This is a genomic window from Pseudomonas moraviensis subsp. stanleyae, assembly GCF_036283065.1.
GTDB lineage: Bacteria > Pseudomonadota > Gammaproteobacteria > Pseudomonadales > Pseudomonadaceae > Aquipseudomonas > Aquipseudomonas stanleyae.
In genome coordinates, this window is record NZ_JAADJI010000003.1 from 54,746 (window position 1) to 66,695 (window position 11,950).

At 61.6% G+C, this 11,950-nt stretch carries 10 protein-coding genes and 2 pseudogenes; 5 read left to right on the top strand and 7 right to left on the bottom strand.

Going from position 1 to position 11,950, the window contains the following annotated elements:
• Positions 1-119: 119 nt before the first annotated feature.
• Both GXB78_RS05325 and GXB78_RS05335 read left to right on the top strand, forming a co-directional pair.
• Positions 120-230: pseudogene (locus GXB78_RS05325) on the top strand (DNA-binding protein); the annotation flags it as partial.
• Positions 231-463: 233 nt separating this feature from the next.
• Positions 464-607: pseudogene (locus tag GXB78_RS05335) on the top strand (type II toxin-antitoxin system RelE/ParE family toxin); the annotation flags it as partial.
• A 72-nt stretch (positions 608-679) separates the two neighbouring features.
• On the opposite strand, the gene GXB78_RS05340 reads toward GXB78_RS05335, so the two are convergent.
• On the bottom strand, positions 680-1,579 hold the full coding sequence (locus GXB78_RS05340; protein WP_329514622.1) for a LysR family transcriptional regulator: 900 nt from the start codon (positions 1,577-1,579) through the stop codon (positions 680-682).
• Positions 1,580-1,821: 242 nt separating this feature from the next.
• Between GXB78_RS05340 and GXB78_RS05345 the strand changes: the two genes are divergently transcribed.
• Together GXB78_RS05345 and GXB78_RS05350 are read left to right on the top strand one after the other, a co-directional pair.
• Positions 1,822-2,838 carry an alpha/beta hydrolase gene (locus GXB78_RS05345; protein ID WP_329514623.1) on the top strand — a complete coding sequence of 339 codons (1,017 nt, stop codon included), beginning with the start codon at positions 1,822-1,824 and terminating at the stop codon, positions 2,836-2,838.
• Positions 2,839-3,000: 162 nt separating this feature from the next.
• Positions 3,001-4,428, top strand: a complete 1,428-nt coding sequence (locus GXB78_RS05350) for a mechanosensitive ion channel family protein (protein ID WP_329514624.1) — start codon at positions 3,001-3,003, stop codon at positions 4,426-4,428.
• A 207-nt stretch (positions 4,429-4,635) separates the two neighbouring features.
• Here GXB78_RS05350 and ycaC read toward each other — a convergent pair whose 3' ends face one another.
• The 6 genes from ycaC to GXB78_RS05380 form a co-directional block, all read right to left on the bottom strand.
• Positions 4,636-5,259 carry an isochorismate family cysteine hydrolase YcaC gene (gene ycaC, locus GXB78_RS05355; protein ID WP_186623210.1) on the bottom strand — a complete coding sequence of 208 codons (624 nt, stop codon included), beginning with the start codon at positions 5,257-5,259 and terminating at the stop codon, positions 4,636-4,638.
• Between the two features lie 68 nt (positions 5,260-5,327).
• Positions 5,328-7,166, bottom strand: coding sequence for an amidohydrolase (locus GXB78_RS05360; protein ID WP_329514625.1), 1,839 nt, complete (start codon positions 7,164-7,166; stop codon positions 5,328-5,330).
• Between the two features lie 42 nt (positions 7,167-7,208).
• Complete coding sequence (locus GXB78_RS05365; RefSeq protein WP_329514626.1) at positions 7,209-7,835, bottom strand: antibiotic biosynthesis monooxygenase; 627 nt, start codon at positions 7,833-7,835, stop codon at positions 7,209-7,211.
• Positions 7,828-8,241 carry a DoxX family protein gene (locus GXB78_RS05370; RefSeq protein WP_024012430.1) on the bottom strand — a complete coding sequence of 138 codons (414 nt, stop codon included), beginning with the start codon at positions 8,239-8,241 and terminating at the stop codon, positions 7,828-7,830. Before GXB78_RS05370 ends, GXB78_RS05365 begins: the two co-directional genes overlap by 8 nt.
• Positions 8,242-9,273: 1,032 nt before the next feature.
• Positions 9,274-10,197 carry a LysR family transcriptional regulator gene (locus GXB78_RS05375; protein WP_122506416.1) on the bottom strand — a complete coding sequence of 308 codons (924 nt, stop codon included), beginning with the start codon at positions 10,195-10,197 and terminating at the stop codon, positions 9,274-9,276.
• A 54-nt stretch (positions 10,198-10,251) separates the two neighbouring features.
• Positions 10,252-11,235 (bottom strand): MBL fold metallo-hydrolase, encoded by a 984-nt coding sequence (locus tag GXB78_RS05380; RefSeq protein ID WP_408005109.1) that lies wholly within the window; start codon positions 11,233-11,235, stop codon positions 10,252-10,254.
• Between the two features lie 236 nt (positions 11,236-11,471).
• On the opposite strand from GXB78_RS05380, the gene GXB78_RS05385 reads away from it, so the two are divergent.
• Complete coding sequence (locus GXB78_RS05385) at positions 11,472-11,903, top strand: AraC family transcriptional regulator (RefSeq protein ID WP_329514627.1); 432 nt, start codon at positions 11,472-11,474, stop codon at positions 11,901-11,903.
• Positions 11,904-11,950: the final 47 nt, after the last annotated feature.

An 11,950-nucleotide genomic window follows, 5' to 3' on the forward strand; every position in this document is an offset into this window, starting at 1 on the left:
GCCTTCGCGAGCAGACTCGCTCCCACACTGGAATGCGTTTCCCTGTGGGAGCGAGCCTGCTCGCGAAGAGGCCAGGTGCACACGCAGCTCTCACAATCGATTGACTGGTTGCCTACGACATGGTCGCGCTGCTCGACAGTGACGAAGCCATCAGTGAATACCTGTCGCAGGTGCTTGCAGACGGAGACAGCGAAGAATTCCTTCGTGCAATCGGTTACGTGCTCAGATCAGAAAGTCCTTCCCGCCCACTTTACCTCCATCCCAGCGTTCCAGACGTTCGGCTATCCGATGGACCTTTTCGGTCAGTTGCACCGGTACATGAGCGGTCACGGATCGGGGGTTCGTTGTCGTGGCCATGTCAGTTGGCTCCTCGATATTGCGGGCAGCGGGTGATCGAGCAGCGTGAGTCTAGAACAGACGCGGGGTGGCGGTGGTTGCAATGTAGAATCCACAACCTCACTCTCCGTTCATCCCCCATCTCTACCGTAAAGGTCGATCTCCCGGCACCCGGGAAATCGTTGTACATCCTAATTACGTAGTGATTTATGAGGTGACGGATCGAATCGAGATTCTTAGTGTGTTGCATACCCGACAGGAATATCCATAAAGGCATCGCAGGAAAAAAAGGTGTGACATTCGCCTGATCGATAACACGCCGTTTGCCTGGGAGACCCCACTATCAAAGATTCACATGACTCTGATTAAGCTTCTCACGCAAAAACTCCACCAGCGCCTGCACCGGCCGCGATGCCTGGCGATGCTGCGGATATACCGCCGACAAGGTCAGTGGCTCCGGGCGCAGATCATCCAGCACCGGCACCAGCCGCCCGTCCTTCAGCGCCGCGCCGACGATGAAGGTCGGCAGATAGGTGATCCCCATCCCCTGCACCGCCGCGTCCCGCAGCAGTTCGCCGTTGTTCACGCGCATGCGCCCGGTGACGTTGATCAGTAGCGGTTTGCCTGGGGCTTCGTTGAAGCGCCATTGCACCGAGCGTCCGTGGCCGTAAGGCAGGCAATCGTGGCTGTGCAGGTCTTCGGGATTGAGTGGTGTGCCGCGTTCGGCAAGGTAGCCAGGGCTGGCGCAGTAGACCCGTTCGATGCTGGCGATACGCCGGGCGATCAGTGTCGAGTCTTCCAGCACGCCGATGCGCAGGGCGAGATCGTATCCCTCGCCTAGCAGGTCGACCGGGCGATCGCTCAGATCCACCTCGACGGTGACTTCGCGATAACGCTGCAGGAACAGCGGTAGCAGGCAACCCAGATGCGCTACGGCAAACGACAGCGGCGCGCTGAGGCGAATCGTGCCGCGCGGTTCGGCGGTTTCACCGGCGATGCCCTGCTCGACCTGCTCCACCTCGCCGAGCAAACGTAGCGCCGACTCGTAGTAGCTCTGCCCGAGCGGGGTGACGTCGAGCCGGCGGGTCGAGCGATTCAACAAGCGCACACCGAGGCGCTCTTCCAGTTGCATCAAGCGCCGGCTGACGAACTGCTTGGACAAGCCCAACTGATCGGCCGCGGCGGTGAAGCTGCCGGAGTCCATGACCTGGCAAAAAATACGCATGTCTTCGAACGGGTTCATTGTCACTCTCTGGTGGACAGTTAAACGCTTTATAGCCGCTTTTTCGCTTTTCAGCAGCCCATTAATCTGTGCTCACGGTTTGAAAACAACCCTGAACACAAAGAGCTGCCGAAGGCAGCCATCTGATCGTTGGGACGCGGAGCGTCCCCGGCTGCATTCCCACGCAGAGCGTGGGAACGATCAGATCGCAGCCTTCGGCAGCTCCTACACGAACGTATAAATACTCAAAAATGGAATTGAACATGAGCATCAAGAAAACCCTCGCCGCCTCCCTCCTCGCCCTGTCGGTCAGCAGCGCCTTTGCCGCTGGCAACACTGGGGTCGAACACAACACTCAAGCGTTCCTCGACGCCCTCGCCGCTGGCGGTGGTCGCCCGCTGGAGCAACTGAGCCCGAAGGACGCCCGTGCGGTGCTGATCGGTGCCCAGGCTTCGGTGAAGGTTGACTTGTCCGGTGTGGAAGTCAGCGACAAGGCGATCAAGGTCGACGGCCAGATCATCAACCTGAAAGTGGTGCGCCCGGCCAAGGTCAAGGGCGAGTTGCCGGTGTTCATGTTCTTCCACGGTGGCGGCTGGGTGCTGGGTGACTTCCCGACGCATCAGCGCCTGATCCGTGATCTGGTGGTCGGCTCCGGCGCTGTTGCGGTGTATGTCGATTACACGCCGTCGCCGGAAGCGCAGTACCCGACCGCGATCAACCAGGCTTACGCCGCGACCAAATGGGTGGCCGAGCACGGCAAGGACATCGGTGTCGATGGCAAGCGTCTGGCGGTGGCCGGCAACAGCGTCGGCGGCAACATGGCGGCGGTCGTGGCGTTGATGGCCAAGGAACAGAAAGCTCCGGCGCTGCGTTTCCAGCTGCTGATGTGGCCGGTGACCAACGCGCAATTCGACGACGGCTCGTACCAGCAATTTGCCGAGGGTCACTTCCTCACCAAGGGCATGATGCAGTGGTTCTGGGACAACTACACCACCAACCCGGCCGAGCGTGCGCAGATCCATGCCTCGCCGCTCAATGCCAGCGCCGAACAGCTCAAGGGCCTGCCCGCTGCGCTGGTGCAGACCGCCGAGTTCGACGTGCTGCGTGACGAAGGCGAAGGCTATGCGCGGCATCTGGATGCGGCCGGCGTGCCGGTGACCTCGGTGCGCTACAACGGGATGATTCATGACTTTGGTCTGCTCAATCCGCTGAGCCAGATTCCGGAGGTGAAGGCTGCGGTGCGTCAAGCGGCGGCCGAGCTGAAGACTCATCTGAACTGAGGCGACACCTTGTGGCGAGGGAGCTTGCTCCCGCTTGAGGGCGCAGCACTCACAAAGTCTCCGGCACATGGACGATTTTGGGGCTGCTGCGCAACCCAGCGGGAGCAAGCTCCCTCGCCACAAATGCCCCTCACCGATGCCTATGCAACGCCGGAGATTGTCATGTCCTTCTTCCTCACTCACCTGCTGTCCTGGAGCGCCGTCCTGTTGCTGCTCGACGCGGCACTCTGGCATTTCTCGCCCTTCACCCATCGCGCGCCGCGAGTCGGCGTGCGTCTGGTGCTGTTTCTGGCGTTCAGTGCGCTGGTGATCAACGCCGGTGTCAGCCCGTTGCAGGCCCCGCTGTTCGCCGATGATCGCGTGGCGCAACTGGGTGCGACGGCGCTGGGGATTCTCTGGTGGTTGTACGCGGCAAGAGTGCTGACCGAAGTGATCGGCCTGGCCCTGATGCGCCGCATCGGTCACAGCGGTCGCTTGCTGCAGGACGTCATCGGTGCGCTGGTGTTTCTGGTCGCGATTGTCGCGGCCGCCGGCTACGTGCTGGAGCTGCCGGTCAAAGGTTTGCTGGCCACCTCCGGGGTGGTCGCCATCGTTGTCGGTCTGGCGCTGCAAAGCACCCTCGCCGATGTGTTTTCCGGCATCGTCCTCAATACCACCAAGCCGTACCAGGTGGACGATCTGGTGATGATCGACGGCGTCGAAGGCAAGGTCTTCGATATCGACTGGCGCGCCACGCACCTGCTGACCAGCGCCGGCACCATGGCCGTAGTGCCGAACTCGGTGGCGGCCAAGGCGAAGATCGTCAACCTCAGCCGGCCGAGCAATATGCACGGCGTGTCGATCAGCATTCAGGTGCCGAATCACATTCGCCCGCGGCGGGTGCTCGATGCTCTTGATCGCACCTTGCAGGGCAGCAGTTCGCTGTTGCTCAGCCCGGCGCCAAAAGCCGTGCTCAAAGAGGCCGGCGAAACCATGTCCGAGTACGTCGCCAGCGGTTTTATCGCCGAGTTGGGCAAGAAGAGCGAAGTGCGCAATCAGCTGTTCGACCTCGCCCACCGCCATCTCGAAGCGGCGGGCATTTCCCGGCACCCCGACGGCGTGATCGAACCGTCGAGCCGTGCTCGCGCATTGCTGGACGAGGTGAAGATTTTCCGTTCGCTGAGCAGTGACGAACGCGATCGCCTCGCTGAGTCGATGGTCGCGCAACAGTACACGGCAGGTCAGGTAGTGCTGGATCTGGACGAAGTGCCGGACAGTCTGTTCGTGATCGCCACGGGCGTGGTCAGCGCGACAGTGCCGGACGGCAATGGTCAGACCGAGGCCGGGCGCATGGGGCCGAGCGAAGTCATGGGTGAGCAGAGCATTCTTGCCGATACGCCGTCGCAGGCGACGTTCACGGCGCTGACGTCGAGCATCATCTATCGCCTCGACAAGCAGTTGACCCGTGAGTGCATGGACAAGCGCAGCGAAGTCGGCCGGGCCTTGAACAAGTTGCAGGCGGTGCGTCAACAGAACAGTCGCCTCGCGTTGATGGCCAAACCGGTGGCGGTGAAAAAAGGCGGGTTCTTGGGTTGGTTGCAGAAGCGCTGAAGCGCCAAGATCAAGATCAAAAGCCTCCCCCTCACCCCAACCCTCTCCCCCAAGGGGGCGAGGGGGAAAGGGAGCCGATCTCCGGGCGTTTCAAGAGCGGAGCTCGGCTCGGTATTGCAGGTCGATGCAACTCTAGCAAACAACGCGGTCAGTCCCCTCTCCCTCCGGGAGAGGGCTAGGGTGAGGGGCTTTTGACGTTCGACCAAATTACTTGGCGGTGAACTTGGTATAGCTGTTGATCAGGTTGCGATAGTTCGGCAGGCGCTCGGACAGCAGATGCGCCAGACCTTCCATGTCGTTGCGCCAGTCGCCTTGCAGCTCGCAGGCCACAGCGAACCAGTTCATCAGGTGGGCACCGGCGGCCGACATGCGCGCCCACGCCGCTTGTTGCACAGTGGTGTTGAAAGTGCCCGACGAGTCAGTGACGACGAACACTTCGAAGCCTTCAGCGATCGCCGACAGGGTCGGGAAAGCTACGCAAACGTCGGTCACTACACCGGCGATGATCAGTTGCTTGCGGCCGGTGGCCTTGATCGCTTTGACGAAGTCTTCGTTGTCCCAGGCGTTGATCTGGCCTGGACGCTGGATGAACGGCGCGTCGGGGAATTGCTCGAGCAGCTCGGGCACGATCGGGCCGTTCGGACCTGCGTCGAAGCTGGTGGTCAGAATGGTCGGCAGCTTGAAGAACCTGGCGATGTCGCCCAGTGCCAGCACGTTGTTCTTGAACTCGTTCGGCGAGAAATCCTGCACCAGCGAGATCAGACCGGTCTGGTGATCGACCAGCAGGACGACGGCATCATCTTTGTTCAGACGCTTGTAAGGAACGCTCATGGCAAAACTCCTGGAGGGATGGTTGTTGCGTGAAGCGCCGGCCCTGACGACCGGCGCTTTTTTCGAACTCAGAACGCGAAGCAGGAACAGCCGAACGCGCCCCAGAAACCGGCGAAGTCGCTGACTGGCGCATTGGACATCCGCGCTTTTTCATGGCTGTGGGTGTGCACGGCGCACGGCCCGCTGCACTGGTGAACCTGCGCTTGCAACGGCGAGTTCGGGCGCCAGTGGCCCGGGACTTTGACTACCGGCGACCAGTCCGGCAGCACCGGAATCGAACGCGGGCCGAGGTCTTCGAAGTCGCCGGCGGCGAAGACGATCTTGCCGCCGACCACGGTCATCACCGACTCGATCCACTTTATCGCTTCTTCTTCAACGCTGAAGAAGTCCGCGCTCAGTGCCGCCAGGTCTGCCAGTTGGCCGACGCGGATCTGGCCCTTCTTGCCCTGCTCCGAGGAGAACCAGGCGCTGCCGTGGGTGAACAGTTCCAGCGCGGTGCTGCGTGGCAGACCTTCTTCGTACAGCGCCAGACCGCCAACGGTGCGGCCGCTGACCATCCAGTACAGCGAGGTCCACGGGTTGTAGCTGGACACGCGAGTGGCGTCGGTACCCGCGCCGACCGGCACGCCTTCAGCGAGCATGCGTTTGATCGGTGGCGTGGCTTCGGCAGCTTGTTTGCCGTAGCGGTCGACGAAGTATTCGCCCTGGAACGCCATGCGGTCCTGAATCGCGATGCCGCCGCCCAGCGCTTTCACGCGCTCGATGTTTTGCGGGGTGATGGTTTCGGCGTGGTCGAAGAACCACGGCAGACCATTGAACGGAATGTCGCGGTTAACCTTCTCGAACACGTCGAGCATGCGACTGATCGATTCGTTGTACGTGGCGTGCAGACGGAACGGCCAGCGCTGCTCGACCAGGTGGCGCACCACCGGCTCCAGCTCTTGCTCCATGGTCTGCGGCAGGTCCGGACGCGGTTCGAGGAAGTCTTCGAAGTCGGCGGCGGAGAACACCAGCATCTCGCCAGCGCCGTTGTGGCGCAGGTAGTCGTCGCCCTGATGCAACTTGACGCTGCCGGTCCAGTTCTGGAAATCGGTCAGCTCTTCTTTCGGCTTCTGGGTGAACAGGTTGTAGGCGATGCGCACGGTCAACTGGTCGTCTTTGGCCAGTTGCTCGATCACCTGGTAATCGTCCGGATAGTTCTGGAAACCACCGCCGGCGTCGATCGCACTGGTCAGGCCGAGGCGATTGAGTTCGCGCATGAACTGGCGGGTCGAGTTGACCTGATATTCCAGCGGCAGCTTCGGCCCCTTGGCCAATGTCGAGTAGAGAATCATCGCGTTCGGCCGCGCGACCAGCATGCCGGTCGGGTTACCGTTGCTGTCACGGACGATCTCGCCACCGGGCGGGTTCGGCGTGTCGCGGGTGTAACCGGCGACGCGCAGGGCGGCGCGGTTGAGCAGCGCACGGTCGTAAAGGTGCAGGATGAATACCGGGGTGTCCGGCGCTGCCTGGTTGATTTCTTCCAGGGTCGGCATGCGTTTTTCGGCGAACTGGAATTCGTTCCAGCCACCGACCACGCGCACCCACTGCGGGGTCGGTGTGCGATCGGCCTGATCCTTGAGCATGCGCAGCGCGTCGGCCAGCGACGGCACGCCTTCCCAGCGCAGTTCGAGGTTGTAGTTCAAACCGCCGCGAATCAGGTGCAAGTGCGAGTCGTTGAGGCCAGGGATGACGCAGCGGCCCTTCATGTCGACCACTTGTGTGGCGCTGCCTTTGAGGGCCATGGCCTCGGCATCGTTACCGACGGCGACGAAACGGCCATCCTTGATCGCCACTGCACTGGCCAGTGGTTTTTCCCGGTCTACGGTATGAAATTGGCCATTGAATAAAATCAGATCGGCGCTCATCGCAGTTCCTCAAGCAAAAGTGAAAAGAAGCAAACCCCGCGCTCAGCGCGGCGAGGTTTCTTGGGAATCGAGGTGTTCATGGGCCTGGCTGGCTTCCAGCCACGGGGTGAACAAACGGGTGACCGGCGGCATCACCACGTAGACCACCGAGAGGACGATGGTCAGGGTGATCAGGAACGTGGCGACCACGTAGTTGGACAGGATTGGATGCAGCGCCAGCAACGGCCCCCAGATCAGCGGCACCAGCAAGGTGTGCGGCAGAATCACCAGCAGCGAGACCACGGCCTGCTTCCAGCGCGGCGGCGGCGAAGCGGCATCGGCAAGGGGCGAGAACCAGAATTCATTGACCGGAGCGACTTCGGTCTGATCGCCGTCGGCCAGCATCGGTGCGGCTTCGGCGACCAGCGCTTGACGCTCGGAGGATTCCAGCCAGCCTTGCATGGCCTCGGTGGAGCTGAAGCGCAGCACGCAGGTGTAAAAATCCAGACGCCCGCGTTTGCCGCGCACCACGTCCACACCCAGATGCCCCTCGCGCTGCCCGGCAACGCGCACGATGTTGCGCAGCCATGCTTCATACGCCGACTCGAAACCGGCCTTGACCGAGTGCTTGATGATCAACGTGACGGTCTCATCGGCCCCCGGTGCTTGTGAATTGAGGACTTCAGGCATAACGCAGCACTCCGGGCAAACGAACAGGAATCGCCAGCCGTCCGGGCCCGGCAATCAAGACAGTGGTGAAAAGAATCAACAGCAACCAGCCAAACTGCCCTTCGGCCACACTCCATTGCGGGTGCACGACCAGCAACGCCACCAGCAGCACAAAGAGAATAGGCAGGCAGGCCAATCGCGCCAGCACACCGGCGACGATCAGCAATGGGCAGAGGACTTCGGCGAAAATTGCCAGGATCAGCGTCAGGTGCGCGCCGAGATGGAACGGGTCTTCGATCAGTTGCAGCTGCGCGGTGAAGTCCAGCAACTTGGGCAAGCCGTGCACCCACAACAGAAACAACCCGCCGCTGACCCGCAGGAACAGCAACCCGATATCGCGCGCCTGTTCATCCCTCGTAGCAATCATGACCCGACCCTTTGAATGTCATTGACGGGAATCATGCCAAGGCCGGGGCGGGAGAAATTGGATGGGTGTGCTCAGTTGCTTTTCAGACCCCCGAGGGTCTGCAGACCGCCACAAAAACAATGTGGGAGCGAGCCTGCTCGCGAAGGCGTCAGGTCAGTCACATCCACACTAACTGACACACCGCTTTCGCGAGCAGGCTCGCTCCCACAGGGATTGGCGGCGTGCATCTAATTTGCAGACTGCACAAAACATTGTGGGAGTGAGCCTGCTCGCGAAGGCGTCAGGTCAGTCACATCCACACTGACTGACACACCGCTTTCGCGAGCAGGCTCGCTCCCACAGGGATTGGCGGCGTGCATCTAATTTGCAGACCGCCACAAAAACAATGTGGGAGTGAGCCTGCTCGCGAAGGCGTCGGGTCAGTCACATCCACACTGACTGACACACCGCTTTCGCGAGCAAGCTCGCTCCCACGGGGATTGGCGGCCGCACTCAATTCGCGACCGCAACAAAAACATTGTGGGAGCGAGCCTGCTCGCGAAGGCGTCAGGTCAGTCACATCCACACTGACTGACACACCGCTTTCGCGAGCAGGCTCGCTCCCACGGGGATTGGCGGCGTCCATCTAATTTGCAGACTGCACAAAACAATGTGGGAGCGAGCCTGCTCGCGAAGGCGTCGGGTCAGTCACATCCACACTGACTGACACACCGCTTTCGCGAGCAGGCTCGCTCCCACGGGGATTGGCGGCGTGCATCTAATTTGCAGACTGCACAAAAACAATGTGGGAGCGAGCCTGCTCGCGAAGGCGTCAGGTCAGTCACATCCACACTAACTGACACACCGCTTTCGCGAGCAAGCTCGCTCCCACGGGGATTGGCGGCGTGCATCTAATTTGCAGACTGCACAAAACATTGTGGGAGCGAGCCTGCTCGCGAAGGCGTCAGGTCAGTCACATCCACACTAACTGACACACCGCTTTCGCGAGCAAGCTCGCTCCCACAGGAGAACTGCTTGCGTAATCGAGGGCGGTTAAAGCGCTGGAATATCCAGTGGCGCCGCCATGAACTGGCTGATCCGCGAGCGCAGCCACTTCTCCGCCGGGTCGTTGTCGTGCACCCCGCTCCACGCCATCGACAATTGCGCGGCATCGATCGGGAACGGCGGATCTTCGGCGCGCAGCGCACAGCCTTCGACCAAGGCACAGGCAGCGTAATCCGGCACGGTGGCGATCATCTCGGTACCGGCGAGCAAGGCGCGCAAGCCGCTGAACTGCGGCACACCGAGGACCACCCGGCGGCAGCGGCCGATCTTGGCCAGATCCAGATCGATATTCCCGCTCAGGTCACCGGAGAACGACACCATCGCATGCGGACGCGCGCAATATTCGTCCAGCGTCAGCGGCCCGGGACGGTCGTCGCCGCGCAGGACTTTGCAGGGAATGTCGCGCAGCTTCTTGCGCTTGGCATTGGCCGGCAGATCGGTGGTGTAGCTGACTCCAACGGAGATTTCCCCCGAGGCCAACAACGCAGGCATCAACAAGTAATTGGCCCGGCGCACCACCACGACGATCCCCGGCGCCTCCTGCTGAAGCTGACGCAACAGCGGCGGAAAAAGACCGAACTCGGCGTCGTCCGACAGACCGATACGGAACACATCGCAACTGCTCGCCGGCTCGAACTCCTTGGCCCGGCTGACCGCGCCGGAAATCACGTCCATCGCCGGTTGCAGCTCCTTGAGGATCGCCAGCGCCCGCGCCGTCGGCTCCATGCCGCGACCGTTGCGCAGCAGCAACGGATCGTCGAACAGATCACGCAAGCGCCCCAGCGCCGCACTGACCGCCGGTTGGCCCATGAACAGTTTTTCGGCGACGCGGGTCAGGTTCTTTTCGAACATCAGCGCTTCGAAAATCACCAGCAGGTTCATGTCGACGCGGCGCAGATCGTTACGGTTCATGGGCGTGGTTTCCTTATCGGTGTCAGACGCTTTTTGCCACAGGCGCTGCGCACTTTACTCGATCAACGGCACTTTCGCCGCGCGTTTGTACGGGCCGTACTCCACCGGTACCCACTGGAAATGTTTGCCCTCGGCGGTGATGTGGCCGATGCCCGGGAACGGCAGATGTGCTGCGGTCACCCAGGTCTTGCTTGCTGCCGCAGCACTGAACACGGCCTGACGACTGCTGATCGCTTGCTGACTGTTGACGTCGAAAGCGATCGACACTTCCGGGTGCAGAAACTGCACCGCGAGGTTGTGCACCAGATCACCCATGAACACGATGCTCTGCTGCTGCGAGGTGAAGCGGTACGTAGTGCTGCCCGGCGTGTGCCCGGCTTCCAGGGCTGCTTCGACCAGTCCCGGCAGTGGCGACTGCCCGGCGGCAAAAGTCTTGAAGCGACCGGCGGCAACGTAGGGCGCCGTCGAGTCCTGGGCAATTTTGAAAAACTCTTTGGCGCCGGCCGGAGCCTTGGCCAGCGCTGCCGGATCGAGCCAGTAGTCGGCCTCGGCCTTGGCTGCAAACACGGTGGCGTTGGCGAACAGCGGTTTCTTTTCGGCGTCGACCAGACCGCAGACATGATCAAGGTGCAGGTGCGTCAGCAGAATCGTGTCGACCTGCTCAGGCTTGTAACCAGCGGCCTGCATGTTGGCCGAAAGCTGCCCGGCGGTGGCGCCGATGCACTGCCCGGCGCCGGTGTCGACCAGAATCAGCTGCTTGCCGGTGTTGACCAGAAAGGCATTGAACGCAGTCTGCACGCCGGGGGTTTCAATCGAACGGCGGGCAAGCAGCGCGCGAATCTGGCTCTGGCTCATGCCCTGCAACAACTTCGGCGACAGATCGTTGTAACCGTCGAACAACGCCGTGACTTCGTAATCACCCACGGCCAGCCGGAAGTACCCCGGCGCCTGAGTGCCCACCTGCGGCGCCTGCGCCATCGCGCCCGACATCGCCAGCATGACCGCCACGGTCGTCGCTGCTTTAACCAAGACTTTCATTGCATTTCCCCTTGAACCTGGCCGACGGCGGCCGCGCTTTATCGACATCGTCGCGCAAAGCGCCGGGCGCTGACTTGCAAGGATGTGCTGAGTTCCAGCCTTAGCGAGGAAATTAACAACGATTAACTCGTCAGCTTCACGCCCTCCCCCAACAATGAGGCCCTCTGCGCAGCGTTGCTTTTTTGACCTGAGGGAATGCGCCGACCGTGCCTTCCCCACCGACACGGACCTTGGCCATGGCTTATCTACAGCAAACCGTCGCCCTCGCCCCTGCCTGCGAACCACGGAAAAACGCGACTGGCGGACTCAGTCCTCAGCGCGAGCGCCAGATCAAACAGTTGATCCTCGAGCGCCTTGGCGAAAGCCTCGAAGTGGCTGAACTGGCCCGCGCCTGTTCACTGTCACGCAGTCATTTCTCCCGCGCGTTCAAGTGCAGCACCGGCCTGTCGCCACAGGACTGGATTCGCGCCCAGCGCCTGGCCCGGGCCAAGTTGCTGATCCAGCACACCGATCTGAGCCTGACGCAGATCAGTCTGGAATGCGGCTTCTGCGATCAGGCGCACTTCTGCCACATGTTCACCCGCAGCGAGGGCATCAATCCCTTCGCCTGGCGCTGTCGAGTCATGGGCAAGCTGAACAACAGCGCCGCGCCACCTGCGGTGTTTTGACTGCTGCCGTTACGCCACCCGTTGCACTGATGCCAAAACCTGAGGAT

Bases quoted from the DNA above. Each gene is read 5' to 3' on its own strand.
- GXB78_RS05340 (WP_329514622.1), bottom strand. From the start codon at position 1,579: ATGAACCCGTTCGAAGACATGCGTATTTTTTGCCAGGTCATGGACTCC.
- GXB78_RS05345 (WP_329514623.1), top strand. From the start codon at position 1,822: ATGAGCATCAAGAAAACCCTCGCCGCCTCCCTCCTCGCCCTGTCGGTC.
- GXB78_RS05350 (WP_329514624.1), top strand. From the start codon at position 3,001: ATGTCCTTCTTCCTCACTCACCTGCTGTCCTGGAGCGCCGTCCTGTTG.
- ycaC (WP_186623210.1), bottom strand. From the start codon at position 5,259: ATGAGCGTTCCTTACAAGCGTCTGAACAAAGATGATGCCGTCGTCCTG.
- GXB78_RS05360 (WP_329514625.1), bottom strand. From the start codon at position 7,166: ATGAGCGCCGATCTGATTTTATTCAATGGCCAATTTCATACCGTAGAC.
- GXB78_RS05365 (WP_329514626.1), bottom strand. From the start codon at position 7,835: ATGCCTGAAGTCCTCAATTCACAAGCACCGGGGGCCGATGAGACCGTC.
- GXB78_RS05370 (WP_024012430.1), bottom strand. From the start codon at position 8,241: ATGATTGCTACGAGGGATGAACAGGCGCGCGATATCGGGTTGCTGTTC.
- GXB78_RS05375 (WP_122506416.1), bottom strand. From the start codon at position 10,197: ATGAACCGTAACGATCTGCGCCGCGTCGACATGAACCTGCTGGTGATT.
- GXB78_RS05380 (WP_408005109.1), bottom strand. From the start codon at position 11,235: ATGAAAGTCTTGGTTAAAGCAGCGACGACCGTGGCGGTCATGCTGGCG.
- GXB78_RS05385 (WP_329514627.1), top strand. From the start codon at position 11,472: ATGGCTTATCTACAGCAAACCGTCGCCCTCGCCCCTGCCTGCGAACCA.